13 protein-coding genes are annotated in these 18,198 nt (G+C 42.1%); 11 read left to right on the plus strand and 2 right to left on the minus strand.

Going from position 1 to position 18,198, the window contains the following annotated elements; translation table 11 throughout:
- The first annotated feature begins 232 nt into the window (after nt 1–232).
- From D8S85_RS13150 to D8S85_RS13165, 4 genes are read left to right on the plus strand one after another with little or no spacing between them, the layout of a single operon-like run.
- Nucleotides 233–1,033 carry an ABC transporter ATP-binding protein gene (locus D8S85_RS13150; protein WP_106481067.1) on the plus strand — a complete coding sequence of 267 codons (801 nt, stop codon included), beginning with the start codon at nt 233–235 and terminating at the stop codon, nt 1,031–1,033.
- On the plus strand, nt 1,030–2,655 hold the full coding sequence (locus tag D8S85_RS13155) for a hypothetical protein (RefSeq protein ID WP_106481068.1): 1,626 nt from the start codon (nt 1,030–1,032) through the stop codon (nt 2,653–2,655). The genes D8S85_RS13150 and D8S85_RS13155 overlap by 4 nt, the downstream gene beginning before the upstream one ends.
- Before the next feature lie 51 nt (nt 2,656–2,706).
- The gene (locus tag D8S85_RS13160) at nt 2,707–3,195 is read left to right on the plus strand and encodes a DUF3990 domain-containing protein (RefSeq protein ID WP_106481069.1); all 489 of its coding nucleotides are present in this window, start codon (nt 2,707–2,709) and stop codon (nt 3,193–3,195) included.
- Nucleotides 3,167–3,622, plus strand: coding sequence for a hypothetical protein (locus tag D8S85_RS13165; protein ID WP_106481070.1), 456 nt, complete (start codon nt 3,167–3,169; stop codon nt 3,620–3,622). The genes D8S85_RS13160 and D8S85_RS13165 overlap by 29 nt, the downstream gene beginning before the upstream one ends.
- On the opposite strand, the gene D8S85_RS13170 is transcribed toward D8S85_RS13165, so the two are convergent.
- Entirely contained in the window at nt 3,552–4,778 is a 1,227-nt protein-coding gene (locus tag D8S85_RS13170) for a dicarboxylate/amino acid:cation symporter (RefSeq protein WP_106481071.1), read from the minus strand. The two genes, D8S85_RS13165 and D8S85_RS13170, sit on opposite strands and share 71 nt — an antisense overlap.
- A 216-nt stretch (nt 4,779–4,994) precedes the next feature.
- On the opposite strand from D8S85_RS13170, the gene D8S85_RS13175 reads away from it, so the two are divergent.
- On the plus strand, nt 4,995–6,032 hold the full coding sequence (locus D8S85_RS13175; protein WP_228423356.1) for an alpha/beta hydrolase: 1,038 nt from the start codon (nt 4,995–4,997) through the stop codon (nt 6,030–6,032).
- A gap of 61 nt (nt 6,033–6,093) precedes the next feature.
- On the opposite strand, the gene D8S85_RS13180 is transcribed toward D8S85_RS13175, so the two are convergent.
- A complete protein-coding gene (locus D8S85_RS13180; protein WP_106625098.1) occupies nt 6,094–7,725 on the minus strand; it encodes a dipeptidyl-peptidase 3 family protein in 1,632 nt (543 codons plus the stop codon).
- Nucleotides 7,726–7,828: 103 nt separating this feature from the next.
- On the opposite strand from D8S85_RS13180, the gene D8S85_RS13185 reads away from it, so the two are divergent.
- The 6 genes from D8S85_RS13185 to D8S85_RS13210 all read left to right on the plus strand — a co-directional run bounded on the left by D8S85_RS13185 (nt 7,829) and on the right by D8S85_RS13210 (nt 18,050).
- Entirely contained in the window at nt 7,829–8,410 is a 582-nt protein-coding gene (locus D8S85_RS13185) for an RNA polymerase sigma factor (protein ID WP_106481073.1), read from the plus strand.
- A 74-nt stretch (nt 8,411–8,484) separates the two neighbouring features.
- Entirely contained in the window at nt 8,485–9,657 is a 1,173-nt protein-coding gene (locus tag D8S85_RS13190) for a FecR family protein (protein WP_106481074.1), read from the plus strand.
- Nucleotides 9,658–9,824: 167 nt separating this feature from the next.
- Nucleotides 9,825–13,211, plus strand: coding sequence for a TonB-dependent receptor (locus tag D8S85_RS13195; RefSeq protein ID WP_240648652.1), 3,387 nt, complete (start codon nt 9,825–9,827; stop codon nt 13,209–13,211).
- A gap of 18 nt (nt 13,212–13,229) precedes the next feature.
- Nucleotides 13,230–15,155 carry a RagB/SusD family nutrient uptake outer membrane protein gene (locus D8S85_RS13200; RefSeq protein ID WP_127075216.1) on the plus strand — a complete coding sequence of 642 codons (1,926 nt, stop codon included), beginning with the start codon at nt 13,230–13,232 and terminating at the stop codon, nt 15,153–15,155.
- Nucleotides 15,156–15,188: 33 nt separating this feature from the next.
- Complete coding sequence (locus tag D8S85_RS13205; protein WP_158641581.1) at nt 15,189–16,499, plus strand: DUF4959 domain-containing protein; 1,311 nt, start codon at nt 15,189–15,191, stop codon at nt 16,497–16,499.
- A gap of 3 nt (nt 16,500–16,502) precedes the next feature.
- Nucleotides 16,503–18,050: a DUF4998 domain-containing protein gene (locus tag D8S85_RS13210; protein ID WP_106481078.1), complete on the plus strand. Its 1,548-nt coding sequence runs from the start codon at nt 16,503–16,505 to the stop codon at nt 18,048–18,050.
- Nucleotides 18,051–18,198: the final 148 nt, after the last annotated feature.

Consider the following 18,198-nt stretch of genomic DNA (forward strand, 5'->3'; position numbering starts at 1 on the left):
TAATAAAATTGTTGCAACCGGGGTGGTGTGTCTTTATAGGCTCAAGCGACTACCTCCCCTAACCCCTCCTTGCACAGGAGGGGAAGCCGCTTGGCAATCAGCCTAAGGGATGGTTTGTGATGTAAGATGAGGCTTGTTGGACCGTCTCATCTGTATTTGATGTCGTATTTTATTCAAATAATCTTCTATCTTTGTGATAAAATGTTTGGGATGTAATTAATGACTTCAGTATATGGCAGATGATTGCGTGATTCGGGTGACCGGTTTGAAAAAGAGTTTTCCCAAGGGGAAAGAGGTTTTACACGTGTTGAAGGGTATTGATATGGAGATTCGCCCGGGAGAGGTGATTGGTTATCTTGGAAGTAACGGGGCGGGGAAGTCCACGACCGTGAAGATTATGTGCGGGTTATTGGAGGATTTTGAGGGGAAGGTAGATGTGTTGGGGTATGATGTGCGGGAAAATGATATAGAGGTGAAGAAACGGATCGGGTATATCCCGGAGAATGCGGTGATGTACGAGCATTTGACCCCGATGGAGTACTTGGAGTTTATCGGAGCCATGTACGGGTTGGATCGGAAGGAGGTGAGCCGGAAAGCTGATGAGTTGCTCTCGTTGTTCGAGATGAGGGAGAACCGGGACGTGCGGATGGTAAATTTCTCGAAGGGGATGAAACAGAAGGTGCATATTATTTCGGGGCTGTTGCATAACCCGGAAGTGATTTTTATGGATGAACCTTTGAACGGGCTGGATGCTAACGCGGTGATTGTCGTGAAGGAGGTCGTGGCTCGTTTGGCAAAAGAGGGGAAAACGATCTTTTATTGTTCACACCTGATGGATGTGGTGGAGAAAATAGCCAGTCGGGTGATCTTGATCAACGAGGGAATGATTATCGCTAACGGTTCGGTTCGGGAGTTGATGGAAGAGGCGGGTGTGAATTCTTTGGAGAGTTTGTTCACGAAGTTAATAGGGGTTACGGGGCAGTCGGAGAAAGCGGAACAGATTGTAAACGCTTTTGAAAACAGGGAGTCATGATCAAGGTGGTTGCACAAATCCTACGGCTCTTCCGGGGGATGTTTACCCGTATGGGGGTTGATTTCGATCGGATGTTGGCCATTGTGACGGTAAAGTTGACGCTGGATAACCGGATTGACCGGAGCGGGCGGAACAAGAAGAATGCATCGAACGCGTTGATGAAACAGGGAATTTTACTCGGCATCTGCGGGCCGATCTTTTTCTTGTCGGGGATAGCATCGGGAGCTTTCGAGGTGTCGCTTTTGTTGTTCCAGTCGTACTTGTTTTTGATGTTGTTGATGAGTTTTATGATGGAGTATTCCCGAATTCTTTTTGACGGGAAGGACAATCATATTTTGCAGTGTTTGCCCGTGAATTCCAAAACGATACTGGTTGCTCGCCTGATGTCGATGTTGGTGTATATGTTTTTTCTTTCCGGTTGTATGTCGGTGGTCCCGACGGTGATTGTCTGTTGCTGGAAAGGGGTGGTATCCGGGGTATTTTTTATTGTTTCCGTGTTTTTGAATACGGTTTTCACGTTGCTTTTCGCTAATGCTGTTTATCTCGGGGTGATGCGTTTTGTTTCCGTGGAGAAGTTCCAGCGGGTGGTGAGTTATGCGCAGGTGGTGTTGATTGCCGGGGTGGCTTTGAGTTATCAATTGGTCGGACAGTTTACACGGAGTGTGCAGTTGGATGTGTTTCATCCGGGGAATTGGGTGTATTTCACGCCACCTTGTTATTTTATGTCTTTGACCGTGCTGGGGAAGCAACCGACAGGGCCCGTGTTGTTGTTGGCACTGATCGGGGTGGGGCTTGTTGGTGTGCTTGGTTATATCACGGTGGCTTATCTCGCTCCTTATTTTTCGGTGAAGGCGGGGAGGTTAAACTCGTACACGCCCGAGAGCAAGAAGTGTAAGGGTGGAAAGGAGGAGTGGCTTTACGCTTTGGCACGGGTGTGTGGTCGGAGTCCGATGCAAGTGACGGGTTTTGTTTTGGGATGGCGTATGACCCGCGATAATTTGAAGTTCAGGCAAGGTGTTTTGCCCATGATGATTTACACGGTGTGTCTGGCAATTTTCTTTTTGTACCAGGGACAGCAGGAGGAAGTTGGCGGTATTGCTTATTATATGCCTCTTTACATGATGACAATGATTGGTATTGGAATCCAGATGAATATGTCGATCACGGATAAGGGGGATTTACTTTGGCTTTATCGCTCTAAACCGTTGGTGCGTCCGGGAGCTTTGATTCTTGGGTGTTTCAAGGCTTTGTTCGTGAAATATTATCTTCCGGCTTACGTGTTGCTCTGCGGGATTTTTATCGTGATGCTGGGCTGGGTGGTTCTTCCGGACTTGTTGTTTGTTCTAGCCGTGAGTACGTTGGTGAGTTACGTTTATCTTTGGTTTTCCGGGATGCTTTTCCCCTTCTCGAAAGAGAAAAGTTCCATGGATTCCGGACGGAATATGTTGCGGGTTGTCGTGTTGATGCTTATGCTGGTCCTTGTCGGGGGTGCGCATGTGCTGGTCATGCGCTTGTCGTGGTTTGGCATTTGGGCTGCGATCGCGGTGGTGGTATTCCTTGTTTTCTTGATGGAATTCGTGATATGCCGTGTTTCTTGGCGGAAGGTGATTTCTAATTATTAATACTTTTCTGACTTTTCCGTTATAATAACTTTTACTATATTTACGGTCAATATGGATTATATAGAAGTATATCATGGAGGGTATTGCCAGGTCGAATTTCCTGAAATCATTATAGGTAAGTATGCCAAAGATTTCGGAGGAGGTTTTTATTGTACGGAGTTGAAAGAACAGGCTGCACGTTGGGCTCGTCGGTACGATAATCCTGTAATTAGTATTTTTCGTTTTGAGATAGATTATGGATTGAAGATTCTTCATTTTACCGAGATGACAGAGGAATGGCTCGATTTTATCGTAAATTGTCGTAATGGTGTGAAACATAATTATGATATAGTGATCGGTGCTATGGCTAATGATCAAATCTATAATTATATATCGGATTTTGTTCAAGGGATTATTACAAGAGAGCAATTTTGGGCTTTGGCGAAATTTAAGCATCCCACGCATCAAATAAACTTTTGTACTCCGGATGCACTAAAATGTCTTACTTTTTTGAAGTTTGAGGAGCTAAAAAATGATTGGACGAGAAAAGAAAGAGTATAATGATTTATTTTTTGTTTGTAGTCTGATAGAGTATATTGGTCGAAAAACGAAAAATCATCGGAATGTTGTGGTTAACGCTATCGGTAAGGATAAATTGCAGCATCTGTACGAGTTGGCGGATGTATATCATAGTGACAATATAGATAAAGTTAGTGATGAATTGATTGATAATTATCATATCAAAGAAGGAGCGTTTGATAATGTTTCTGATAGTAAGTACTCGATACCCACACATTGGGATATAGGGAAGGTGTATAAGAGGTTGATCATAGACATTTGTGTAAAACAGGGTAAAGAGTCGATTGAAACGTTGGTAGAAGTGTACAATTCATGGTTGTCCCGCAAGATAGAAGACTTCAATAGTAGCCTTTATTATGAAAATCCGGGGTATCTTTATGAATCTTATCTTGAAGGGGATGTTTTGTAGAACGGTGACCGGATGCTTTGGTCATGATTAGTGTCAAAGCCCCGTCTCCCGTGATGTTACAGGCCGTTCCGAAACTATCTTGTAAGGCGAAGATGGTTAGTAGAAGGGCTGTTCCGGCTTCATCGAATCCGAGTATGGAGATCACGATTCCCAGAGAGGCGATGACGGTTCCGCCGGGAACTCCCGGCGCCCCGATGGCAAAGATGCCGAGCAGGATGATGAACAGGATCATGACGGTTAATGATGGGAGCGAACCGTAAAGCATGAGTGACACGGTCATCACGAAGAAGACTTCTGTTAGTATGGAACCGCATAAATGGATGTTCGAGAACAGGGGAATGGCGAAATCAATAACATCGTCTTTTAATACTGGACTTTTCTTGGCACATTTTAACGCAACGGCTAACGTGGCAGCGGATGACATCGTGCCGACAGCCGTGAGGTAGGCGGGGCCGTAGTACTTCAATACCTGCCAAGGATTTTTTTTCGAGACGGCTCCGGCAAGGACGTACAAGAAAGAAAGCCACACGAACTGGGAGATGATGACAATAACCATAACGCCAAGGAACACGGGTAGTTGTTTCGTGATCGCACCCTCGTAGCTTAATGCACAGAAATTGGCTGCGATGAAGAAGGGGAGAATGGGTATAAGAATCCGGTTGATGAGTAATAACACCATTTTTTGAAAATTGTCCAGCAGGTTTTCGAATACTTCCGATTTGGTCCACACGGTGGCGAGGCCGATCATGATGGCAAGTACAAGGGCTGTCATCACGCTGACGACAGGAGGTATGTCAAGGCGGAAGATTAGTTCCGGTAATTGTCGTAAGGTTTCTTTCACGGGTTCGATGGAGAGATGCGGGATCAGGGTGTACCCGGAGACCATGGCAAAGAAGGCTGCACCAATGGAAGAAAGATAAGCGATGACGAGTGCCAGTGACAGCATTTTGGATGCGTTGTCCTTCATTTTGGCAATAGAGTAGGATACGAATCCTAAGATAATGAGCGGAACCATGAAGAAGATCAGTTGTCCGAGGATGTATTTCACGGTAACAACAATATTCATGAATCCTTCGTTAGCGATAAATCCGAGTAGAATCCCGATAATGACGGCGATGATTAATTTGAATATGGTACTGGAATATAATTTCTTCATGATTCTTTTTTTTTCGTTTATACCGTCTGCAGAAGGAAATTAGTTACAGAAAAGAGGGTGTTCTCAAGCGGAAACCGTAAAAGTGGTTCGTTTTACGGTAATTTGTATACAACTCCAATGAATGGAATATCATACTTTTACATCATAAATTAGAAGTGTTAGGTATGAAATTTAAAATGGAATAGTATGAGTATAAAAAACATTGTAATAACAGGTATGTTGTTCCTTGCCGGAACAATCGCGAGTGCCCAAACAAGTGCAGATCAGATAAAAGAGAAGAATATGGAAAAGTTAGAATTAGTGAAGGAGTGGGACAAGGTTTTCCCACAGAGCAACAAAGTGATCCACGAGAAGGTGACTTTCCGTAATCGTTACGGTATCACGCTTGCCGCGGATATGTATATTCCGAAAAATGCCGAGGGGAAGTTAGCGGCTATTGCCGTGAGCGGTCCTTTCGGGGCTGTAAAAGAGCAATCATCCGGTCTTTACGCTCAGACGCTGGCGGAGCGCGGTTTTCTGACAATCGCTTTCGATCCTTCTTACACGGGTGAAAGCGGAGGGCAGCCTCGGTACGTGGCTTCGCCGGACATCAACACGGAGGATTTCAGTGCTGCCGTTGATTTTCTTTCGACTCGCGATGATGTTGACCCTGAACGCATTGGAATTTTAGGTATTTGCGGATGGGGAGGAATGGCTCTTAATGCCGCAGCCATGGACACGCGTATTAAAGCTACGGTTACGTCTACGATGTATGACATGAGCCGGGTGAATGCCAACGGGTATTTTGACGCGATGGATGCCGATCAACGATATGAACTTCGCCGGCAACTTAATGCCCAGCGTACGATTGACGCCAAGAAGGGCACGTATGAATTGGCCGGGGGTGTGGTGGATCCGTTACCTGATGATGCCCCGCAGTTCGTGAAGGATTATTACGCTTACTACAAAACTCCGCGCGGGTACCACAAACGTTCACTTAATTCCAATAAGGGTTGGAATAAGACGTCGTCACTTTCATTTATCAATATGCCGTTGTTGACTTACAGCGATGAAATACGGAATGCCGTGCTTATGATTCATGGTGAAAAGGCTCATTCCCGCTATTTTAGTGAAGATGCTTTCAAGAAACTGAAAGGTGATAACAAGGAACTTTTGATTATCCCTGGGGCAAGCCACGTGGATTTGTATGATAACCAGGCAAATGTTATTCCTTTTGATAAGATAGAATCTTTCTTTCGTGCATATTTGAAATAATAAAAATGCCCAAGTTCAAAATCGACATGAACTTGGGCATTTTGTATAATATCGTTTCGGATTATAACCCTAGAACTTTGGTTCCTTGTTTGAAGAAAATATCCTTCGGGATGTTAGCTTCCGCGATACGATCCAAATCTTTCTGTAAGGTCGGGGGAACGATACCCTTTTCTGCTACTAATTGAGTAGCTTTCTGGATGTCGCCGTCTCCTTCGATCGTGATGTATTCTCCGGCAATCACTTCGATGTCTTTTTTCATCTTTTCGAAATCTACGGTGTAGTATCCCGTGGTTTCATCCTTGCTGATGGCTCCGCTTTCCATGAAATGGGCAAATTGCATCATGTTTGCTTTTCCGTGGGCGCTGGCGGCACCAAAACGAACGGAACGGAAGATTCCGGCGATGAAGGTCACGTAATTGTCCATGAGGTCTTTGTTTTCCAATACTCCCCATTCTGCGAGTTTGGTCACGCAGAAAAGACCAAGAATGTCCGCTTTACCTTCCTCGATAGAAGTGTAGTAGTTTTGCAGGGCAGAGCGAACGTCTTGTTTGCCATTCAGCGTGTATTTGATTCCCAGCCCATGAGCTACTTCGTGGAACATTACGTTCTCGAAGAAAGCGTCGAAGTTGATATGTTTCTGTTGATCCGGGGTAATTAACAATTTGGATATCGGCACAACCATTTTCTCGAATTTGGCCTGCATGGAGTTTTTCAATTGCAGTTTACGACTTCCTTTTGCCGCGTGTACTCTCGGGTCGTTCGGCAGGTTGATTGCGATATTTTTGCTTCCGGCATTGCAGTCTCCTGCGTAGTAAATCACGTCATAAGCGTTCATGTCCGGGTTGGCATTTGCTTTTTCCTTTTTGTATTTGGCCGGAACCGGTAAGTTTTCCTGTAATTTGGGCAAGTATTGAGCGTATTCGGACAAGCGTTTGCTCCACTCTTTGTCTTTCACGAGGATTTGTCCGGAGTGAGAAGCTTTGTACCCGTAAAGTTGATCTTCGTAGGTTTCGATGGGGCCCACCACGAAGTCCAGCGTGTTGTTTTGCATATCCATCCAAGCCAAATCGCTGGCCAGGTAATCGTCATCCAAAAGGGCTTTTGATCTTAATGCCAAGTAGTTTTTTAATCCCGGATCTTCGGCAAGTTCAGCTGCTTCTTCGAGTAATTTAGAGGCTTTTGCCACTTGTTCCGGGTAAGCTTCGTGGAATGAAAGCACGATGAGTTTTCCGGCAGCATCCCGACGGACAACACTATACCAATCCGTTTTTCGGGGATCTTCCAATGCATCAAATTCTTCTTTTGTCATATCGGCCGGGTAGAAGTTCGCCCCGAGAGGTTTTGCGCCCACGCCGTCGATAAAAGGTTTGTTATCGTTTAATCTGTCCCAAGGACCGTAGTTGATGGAGAGGTATTTCAATGCGGCAGAGTCTTGGGCGAATTGAGCCATCAGTGTACTCTTGTCCCCGTATGCGTTTTGCCAGAAGATGTCTTCCATGATATCAGCCACTTCGATAAGTAGGGGGAGCATTTTCTTTTCGTTTTCAGTCAATTGGTTTAAATCCGTTGTTAAGGGAAATTCTGCATACTGATCTGCAAGCGATTGATAGGGGCTTGGTTTCGTTTCTTTCTTGGCCTCTTTACAAGAGAACAAGAAAATACCTAAAGATAGAAATAGGAATAGTTTTCTCATTTTTATAAAATTTGTGTTTGAGTATTTGGGGACGAATTTATAAAAAATTCCGTTACCTTTGTGATTGGTAATCGTGATCATTAATTTTTAGAAGGATATCAAGGTGAACGATTCTGGGGGAAATAAGAATCAAGAGATATGTCGGTTACTTCGTTCCGGAAATCAAAAAGGGATGGAGTTGTTATTTGATGTCTATTATAAATCCTTGGTTGTATGGGCCGATACATTTCTGCGTGATATGAATATGGCAGAGGATGTTGTGCAGGATTTTTTCCTATCAGTATGGAATGGTAAGACTTATAAGAAATTTGAACCGGCGACATTGGCATCTTTTCTTTATGTTTCAGTACGAAATCGATGTTTGAATAGGTTGGATAAGCAGGATATTTTTCACCATGCCGTGGAATTGGATCACGTGGATTTAGCTTTTGAGGAGTATAATGAGCGGCATGACGAAATTGTGGCGAAAGTGTTGGAGGAGATCGCTTTGTTGCCTGATCGTAGCCGGGAGGTGATGAATGGGGTTTTTGTCGAAGGGTTGAAGTACCGGGAGGTGGCGGAACGTTACGGAATTTCGCTATCCACGGTGAAGACGTTATTGAGTAATTCGGTCAAGAAGTTGAGGGAGCGGTTAGATGATGAGTTTTTTGCCGGATTCTTATTGTTTTTCTATGTGTTGAAATAAAATCAATTTTTTTTGAAAATCCATTAGACCTTTTTCTATGTTTCCGGTATTATTAATGAAAAATGATACCGTTTATGCGAAATAATTTGTTGGATCAAGAAATACGAGAACGTTTATTAAGCTATATCAATGGAGAGCTGGACGAGGAGGAGCGTCTTTCTGTTGAAAGTTGGTTGAGAAATAAACCGGAAAACCGGGAGGCATTTCGTCTCTTGGAAAAGGATTGTTTATTTATTCGTTGGGCGGGAAGAGAACGTGAGGTGAATGTTGGAAAGAGAAAAACGATCTTGTTACAAGAAATTCGTCGGGGTAGAATTCGGAAAATCAGTTTCCGAATAGCAGCTACCGTGGCATTGCTGATGACGTTGGGAGGCATGTACTTGTTTGTATCTTCACCCACTCATGAAAAGATGTTGGCCAAAAATGAATCGGTGATACGACATGCCTATCCTCAAGCGAAATTGATTCTTTCCACGGGTAAAGAGATTGATTTGACAAAAAATGCAGGACATATTCAAGAACAGGATGGTTCTGTTGTAGCGTTGGATAGTAATAAAATGCTTGTTTATGACGGAGCTCAAGTAATTGAATCGAAAAAAACGTTATATAATAAAATTATTGTTCCTAGAGGAGGAGAATTTTTTCTGACATTATCTGATGGGACAGAAGTATGGTTGAATGCAGATTCTGAATTGGAGTATCCGGTCAATTTTGTTGCCGATGAACGAGCGGTGAAGTTAAGGGGTGAAGCTTATTTTAAAGTGAAGAAAGACACGACAAAACCATTTCGGGTGACTTCCGGGGAATATCGTTTACAGGTGTACGGGACGGAATTTAACATGAATACTTATCACCAAGAAGAGATTCAAGTGGTTTTAGTACAGGGTGCTGTTGGGTTCCGGGCGAACTTGTCAACACCGGAATTGCGATTGAAACCGAATCAATTGGGCGTGGCGAATGAATTAACGGGGAAGACGGAAATAAAGGAGGTGGATGTTTATCCTTATATTGCATGGAAGAATCAGGATGTGGTGTTTATGAATGAAAGGTTAGAATCAATTATGGAAAAGATTGAGCGGTGGTATGATGTGAATGTCTTTTTCCAAAACGATTCGCTGAAAGATGTTAGACTGTATGGAAATATTCAACGTTATGCTGATATACAGGATTTGTTGTTCTTTTTGGAGAAGACTTCCGGGGCTCATTTTAGTATAAAGGATCGAACGATTATTATTAATAATAAATAAAAAACGGAGAGTTGTGGCGACTCTCCGGGGATTGTAATAACCAGTAATGACCTTCTTGCAAAAGGTTATTACCATGTTTAACACAAAAATTTAGAAACAAATTTATGAAAAAAAAGGACAGGTCGTGCCATTTCTTTGGAAAAGCACGAGAAAAAGTTTGGAAAACAATGAAATTACATGCTTTTTTTATCATTTTTTTCGTTAGTTTGGCTTTGCCGAGTGTGGCACAGGAGCAAACTGTAACGTTGAAATTGACGGATGTAAATCTGTATGAATTGTTTGATGCAATTCGGAAGCAGACGGGATTGCGTTTCCTTTACAACGCAGAACAGATGAAAGAAGTTCCGAAGGTAAGCGTGGATGCGAAGCAGAAAAAAGTAAAGGATGTGCTGACGGAGGTCTTGGCCGGAACTCCTTTAACTTACGAGTATGACAAGGATGTGGTGACGTTGGTGAAAAGGAATGTGGCAAATTCAGAACCGCAAGTGAAATTGATTCAAGTGACGGGACGAGTGGTAGATGAAAAAGGGAATCCGATTCCGGGGGCAACAGTACTTATTCAGGGAACAAGTCAGGGGGTTGCTACCGATGTGGAGGGACGTTACACGATTAATGTGAGGCCGACGGATGCTTTACGGGTTTCTTTTGTCGGATACAAAACAGAAGTGGTAGAATTAAAAGGAAAAACGAAAATCAATATTCGATTGAATCCTACCGCGGAGAACATTGAGGAGGTGACGGTTGTTGCATTTGGTGAACAGAAAAAAGAGAGTGTGGTTTCGGCTATTACTACAGTTGATGTAAAGCAGTTGAAATCATCCAGTAGTGATTTAACCACACAGTTTGCTGGTAAAATCCCCGGTATGATCGCTTGGCAAACGGGTGGTATTCCCGGGGCGATGACCGAGGAGGAAATGAACACGAAATTTTATGTCCGAGGAATTACTTCTTTTCAAACGAATGCAAATATCGACCCATTAATTTTGATTGATGGAGTGGAGTCTTCCAAATTGGATTTATCTCGTCTTTCGACGGAAGATATCGAGAGTTTTAGCGTGTTGAAAGATGCCTCGGCGACGGCCATGTATGGCGCTCGGGGAGCTAACGGGGTAATTCTTGTGACAACCAAAAAGGGAGAAGAGGGAAGCGTGTATACGACCGTGCGTTATGAAGCGATTTTATCACAGCCTACCCGAAAGATAGAGGTCGTAGATCCCATCAATTATATGAAAATGTACAATCAGGCGTTATTAGCACGTAATCCTCAAGCTGTACCTGAATATAGTGTAGAGCGTATTGCTAGGACTGGATCTGATAAATATCCGTCATTTGTTTATCCTGCAAATGATTGGTATAAATTAATGTTCTATGACCATTCTATCAATCATCACATGGGGTTGAATATTCGCGGTGGTTCACCTCTCGTGCAATACTTTGCTTCTGTAAGTTATAACCGGGACGAGGGTATGTTGAAAACCGATCGTTTGAATCAATTTGATACCAATATCAAGAATAACACGTTTTCATTCCGTACGAATTTGAATATTGATTTGGCTGCCGGTATCCGTTTGTTGATCAATACGTCTGCTAATTTGGATAAATATCACGGTCCTTTTACAGATGTCACGGAAGCTTATTATTTAGCTTTTAATGCTTCTCCCGTGGGATTTGCTCCGACATATCCTGGGGATGAAAATACGAGTTGGCCGCATCTACGTTTTGGGGGGATTACAGCTGAATCAATTAATCCCTACAAATTGCTTCATCAAGGATATAAAGAAAGAAGTCGTTATTCTGCTACAACACGTGCTGAGTATATCCATAATCTTTCTTCGTTGGTAAAGGGATTAGAATTGCGAGCAAGCGTTTCGTTAAATAAAATAGGGTATTATAATAATGCTTATAGTACAGAGCCTTTTATGTATGCCCTTAAAGGTTATGATTTTGTTAACAACACGCACTGGTTGACTTTTTTAAATGAAGATAAGGCCGAAAGAACATTGAGTAAAAATAGTCAGGCCAGTAGCCGGGAGCAGCAAACGCAATTGATGTATGAAGTGCGTGGATTACACACGGCAGCTTGGGGTAATCATCAGACTAGTTTGACAGCAGTATTTAATATGCAGGAAACGACGATATCTGAAACGGCGACGGTTTTAGATGGTATCCCAAATCGGAATATGGGTATGTCTATGCGAGGTTCTTACGGTTTTAAAGATAAATATTTCATGGAGGCTAGTTTTGGTTATAATGGTTCTGAGCGTTTTGCCAAAAATCATCAATGGGGATTTTTTCCTGCTATTGGTGGTGCATGGATCGCTTCTAAAGAACGTTTTTTAGCAGACAATACTTCCGGTTGGCTATCTTTTCTGAAATTCCGTTTTTCTTGGGGGAAGGTTGGAAATGATGGTGTGATTACTTCACCTCGTTTTACTCATCTTCCTGTGATAGGTTCGCAAGGTATTTATGATCCTCGAAAAGGAGAAGCTAGTATGGACAAGTATGTGGTACAATCTTATCCAAATACAAAAATTAAATGGGAGATTGCCGAGCAAATGAATTTAGGTATAGAATCGAAGTTCTTTGATGGCGTTGTGGAATTGAACGCTGATATTTATCAAGAAATTCGCCATAATATACTTGATTATCGGTATAATGTTCCGGCAACCACGGGTTTGGCTGCATTACAGCTTTCTAACGTGGGGCGTGCCCGTTCTCGGGGTATTGATTTGTCGGGTAAGATTCAACATGCATTTAGTTCGGATTGTTGGCTTATATTGAACGGAACGTACACGTATAGTAAGGCCATTTATCAAGAAATCGAGGAAGCTACCGACAAACCCCAATGGCAGCGTAAAAAAGGACAAGAGATCTCACAACAAGTGGGCTACATTGCAGATGGGTTGTTCTATGATGAGGCGGAAATTTTGAGTGCTCCTCGTCAAGATGGGGAAGTTATGCCCGGGGATATTCGTTATCGCGATATCAATGGGGATGGAAAAATTGACGTGAATGATGCTACTTATATCGGTTATCCGGAAACACCACGAGTGATTTACGGTTTTAGCGGATTTTTCAATTATAAAAATTGGGAATTTAGTTTTGCGTTTCAAGGATCCGGTAAGCGTTCATTCTTTATCAATCCGGATAAAATTAGTCCTTTTGTTAAAGATAAAGCAATGTTGAAAGCGATTGCAGATGACCACTGGAGTGAGGATAACATGAGTGAACGTCCTTTTTGGCCTCGTTTGTCCACACAATCGATTATAGCGCATAATCCTTATGAAGATTGGTCTGCTAACAACGAGGAACGTAAAAGTACTTATTTTATGCGAGAATGCCGTTTCTTGCGGTGTACATCTATAGAGTTAGCTTATAATATGCCCAGAAAATTGATGGATAAATTGAAAATGCAAAATGTGAAATTTTATCTGCGTGCGAATAATCCTTTCCTAATTTCGAATTTTAAAGTGTGGGATGTGGAGTTGGGTGAGAATGGGTTTAATTATCCTATTCAACGGACTTATTCCTTGGGTGTGAATATTAGCTTCTAAATCTAAAACATATTAATAATGAAATATTTAGTTTATACTATATTGATAATTATTGCATTTGGATTTACCGGATGTAATTATTTGGATGCCGTACCCGAGAAGGATATCCAGACCGTGGAATCGATTTTTGAACAACGGAAAGGTGCAGAACAATGGCGGCGTGGTCTTTATGCTTCAGCGAACCTGTTGTTTGCGGATGCTTGTAGAAATATGTCTTTTTTCGGGGCAGATGAGTTGGTGGTGAACGAATATATGAAAAATGATGCAACTGTAGCAGGAATCAAGATATCTGAAGGATTGCAGATGGCGCAAACTCCTTACGGGGATGTGTGGGCAAGTGTTTATAACATAATTCGTGACTGCAATACTTTTCTTGATAATATCGATAACGTGTACAATATGAAGAATACAGAAAAGAGAATGTGGGAGGCAGACGTGAAAGCTTTGAAGGCATATCTCTATTTCGAATTAGTACGCCGTTACGGACCGATTGTTTTAGTTCCTGAAAATTTGCCTGCCGATGCTGATATTCAAACTTTGCAGTTGCCGCGAATGCATGTTGATACTTGTTTTAATACGATTGTTACTTTATTGGATGAGGCCATTGAATATTTGCCGGCAGGGAATATCAGGGAATCGGATGAATTTTACACGTTTGCTGAAGAAGCGGCTTATGCGCTAAAAGCGAGAGTATTGTTGTATGCAGCTTCTCCTTTATTTAATGGTAATGCGTTTTATTCCGATTTTAAGGGGAAAAACGGAGAAGTACTTTTTAGCACGACATATGATAAAGAAAAATGGCGATTGGCGGCAGAGGCGGCAGATAAAGCTGTGGCTGTATGTTTGGCAAATGGTCGGGATCTTTATGGTGGGAATACTACCAAGGGATCGGAATTATTGAATAAGATTTATGATGTTGAGCACAGCATGTATTCTTCATTTGATAATCCGGAATTTCTGTTGGAATGGGAATGGAGAAATCATATATCTATTTTTACAATGCCGCGTTTGGTGAATGATGAAAAAAATCTTAGTTCACAACTTTATGGGAATGTTGCCCCTTCGATAACGATGGTTGAGATGTATTACACGGAACATGGATTGCCTATTGATCAAGATAATGCTTGGTCTTATGCTAATCGTTATAAACTAGGTAAAGAATCCAGCGGTCGATATAAAGATATTGTGTCGTTGGATGAAGATGTGTTGCAGTTACATCTACGTCGAGAACCTCGCTTTTATGCTTGTATCGGTGCAGACCGCTGTTATTGGCAGAGAGGGAAAGATAATCCAGCGCAAGGTATAGACTATACATTGCTTATCGAGGCTCGTAAGGGAGAAAAATGGGAAACGAATTATAATATCCTTACTTCTGTCGATTACCAAAATATCACTGGATATTGGTCTAAAAAGCATAGTTTTTCAGAATATTCGACGCGAGATTATATTTCTGTTCTGAGCACCGATCCAACCTATCCGGTAATTCGTTTGGCCGAGGTATATTTGATTCAGGCAGAGGCGTGGAATGAATATTTGGATCGACCTGATTATCGAGTGTATGATGCACTTGATAAAGTTCGCGAGCGGGCGGGAATACCAAAAGTGCGTCAGGCTTGGCAATCTTATGGAAAGAATTCGATGAAAGTGGAAACTAAAGAAGGTATGCGTGATATTATTCGGCAAGAGATTAACATTGAGTTTGCCTTCGAGGGACATCGTTTTTGGAATGTACGCCGTTGGTTAACAGCGGTTGAAGAGTTTAATCATTCGCAATTAGGTTGGAATGTGTTGGGTGCGTCCGCTTCTGAATTCTATAATCGTTACGACATGCCGATAGAGTTGCCGGGTATGAAATGTAAATTTACCGCCCCGCGTGATTATTTGTTCCCGATTCGAGCGGAAGAGATCCTAATTTCCGGAGTAGTACAGAATCCTGGATGGTAAAAAATGAGAGTTGAAAATGTTAATACAATGATTATGAAATATAAAATATTTTTGTGGGTATTCCTGTTGAGTGCTTTTACGGCTTGTGAAGATGATGAAAATGTTTTTGGGATCATGCCGGAAACAGGGTTTCGTTTCGAACCCAAAGCGGGAGGAGCGATGTTGTTTTACACTCTTCCGGGTGAACGTGATATTTATGGAATCAAAGTGAATTACACGAATGCTCAGGGGGAAGAAGTTACGAAAAAAGGTAGTTTCGGGGGAGATTCTCTCTTGTGTGATGGTTTTAATGAAAAAAGGACAAATGTCCCGGTCAAGATATCTTATCTTGATCGTTTTCGGAATGAATCTGAAGCACTGGAAACAACGTTTGACACGGAAGATAGTGCGCCTTACGTGTTCTTGACGGGAGTGCATGTAGAGTCATCATGGAATGGTTTTCAAGTGTTGTATGAAGCTCCCGAGGAAGTGACGGGTATGGTTCACGTGTTTTATTTGGGGACAAACCTTTTCACACAACAAGAGGACACTCTTTTGCTGGAGAGTTTTACAATTAATCGTGGAGGAGATACGTTGACGTATGATTTAAAATCAGGCGGGGAGAAGAATACAATTGTGCTGCGTGTCGATGATTTTAAAGGTTACCGAGTTGGGGAGAAAGTTTTTTCGGATGTACTTGCTTATCAAGTCGAGCGTTTGGTTGTTCCTAAAGAAAATTGGGACTTTTCGGGTGTACCTGTGGTAACGCGAGAAGATGAGAAAGTAGGAGTGGACTACCTTTTTGATGGAGACCGTAAAGGAGAGCAACGATTGAGTGTTTCTGTTGGTATGTATTATGATTCCGAATGTTTTACTTTCCTGGCGGGGCCGAATGCTTTGAATAAGCCGTTTATTGTGGATTTGGGTGGAGAGAAAATACCTGCATTTATTCGGATTTATGCTATGCAAAATTTGGATAGGATGTTTCCTGGAGGTGTAACTAGCGTTGGTTTGGCAAATGTGTGGTGGGGACATTACGGGAGCAAATTGCCTTGTGAAGTAACCTTGTATGCTAGTAATGATAAAGAGGTATGGGAGAAAGTCGGGCATTATTCGCAAAATGAGAATGCGACGGAAGCTTCTCGTTGGTATTATCAGGAAACTTTGATAACGTCCCAACAAGAATTAGCTGCGGCTGATTCGGTTTATTTTGATGTAAAAGTCAGGGCTTCAGAAAAAACTTACCGTTATTTAAAAATGGAGGTGAATAAAACGTTTTATAATTACGAGGAGTGGATAGGAAATTATAATGCCAAGGAATATGTAACCATGCATGAATTGGAAATTTACGTAAAAAAAGATTAAGTCATGAAAAAGAGAAAATATATAATGGGGCTTCTTTCTACGATGCTATTGGCGATAGCGTGTAGCGAGAGTCTGGAGGACACGTATGGTGATTATACAGATGGGGGGAGAATCCGATACGTGGGCAAATGTTATGATGTCAAGACTGTGCCGGGCTGGAAACGGCTCACGTTGAATTGGAAAAGAGCAACAGACGAAGCAGCTAAGAATATCAAGGTCGTGTGGACGCTTAATGACGGGAAAGATTCAACCTTACTCGAACCAGATTGTTCGTCATTTGAAATCCCAGCATTGACTGATGGAACTTATCGTTTTGATTTAACAGTGATTGATAATGCTGGAGAGGAGTCATTGGTGGAAACGGTTTATGGTCGTCCTTACACGGAAACACATGAGATTGTACGAACATTTACCAATGTTGTTACTAAATCTTGGCAAGTGGGGAATGTATTAATATGTTGCATCGATAAATGGAATGATAATATCAAAGATGTGCAATTGCAATATAAGAATACACAAGGACAGGTGGATTCGGTAAGATTAGAGAAAGAGGATTTTATTGACCCAGAAAATCCCGATCCATCTCAACTCTTTGTGTTGGAGGGGGTAAGTAATAATCCTGAGGATTCGATTACAATTTTACGTCGGGGAATGGTGGAAGGTTGTCCGGATCTCATTGATTTTGCTCCTATCGTGATGAGTAAAAACCGGGTTTTTACAACCGATTTTTTACTTACTCTTGAAACACGTTACGGTTTATCAAGCGAAACAGACGAAGAGTTGGTAAAATTGAATCATTTTATCGATACGGTCAAAACGTTGGAATTTGATTATGATATGGCATCGTTAGAAGATGTTTTGTATTGTCCAAACTTAGAGAAAGTGGTGATTGGCAAGAATCGTTATTTGACGACATTGACAGAAAAGGCAGATAAAAGTGTTTTGGAAGAGGTGGAGAAAAGTATAGCTATTCTTGATAAGGCAAATGAACTTTGCGGGGTGACCGTAGAACGGTACGGAAATCATTATTTTAAGAATGCCTCAGCTCTCCCTTACATGGAAGATAAAGGAAAGAGTGTTTTGCCTGATTTGGATTACGTGGCAAGAGTTGCTATTGACAGTGTAACCTCTTCCGTTGAGAACGACCGCGGGAAGCTAACTCTGGAATATTTGTTAGATGATAATTCCAATACCCGGTGGGAAACCACAAATGTGGGACTAGTGAGATCCTATGAATTGACCATCTATTTGAAAGAAGAGATAGATATTCGGGGAATAAAGGTTGTACAACCCGTTTACGAGTGGTGGGATATGGAAATACCCTCTTATCTTGCTCCATCCATTCAAGTGAAAACGTCCGTTAATCAGATAGATTGGGAGGATGTTACTTATGCGGAAGAAAATACTCTTGGTAAAGGATCTGGGGAAGCGACACTCTTATCGATGAAAGAAGGTACACGGCGGGCCCGTTATATTAAAGTTTTGCTTGTAGATCAAGTGTCGGGAGTAAATGCAAGGGCAATGATAGGTGATGTGATGATTTTCAGGTAATTGGGAATATTTATTTTCATAAATCTTTGGGGGTGCATCGCTCATTACGACACACCCCCTCACAATATTATTTGTTTTTGACGGGGAAGGAAATATGAAATTTACACAAGTCATGTATTATAGCCAAGAATCTCAAAGGTAAGATTCT

Source organism: Butyricimonas faecalis, assembly GCF_003991565.1.
Classification (GTDB): domain Bacteria; phylum Bacteroidota; class Bacteroidia; order Bacteroidales; family Marinifilaceae; genus Butyricimonas; species Butyricimonas faecalis.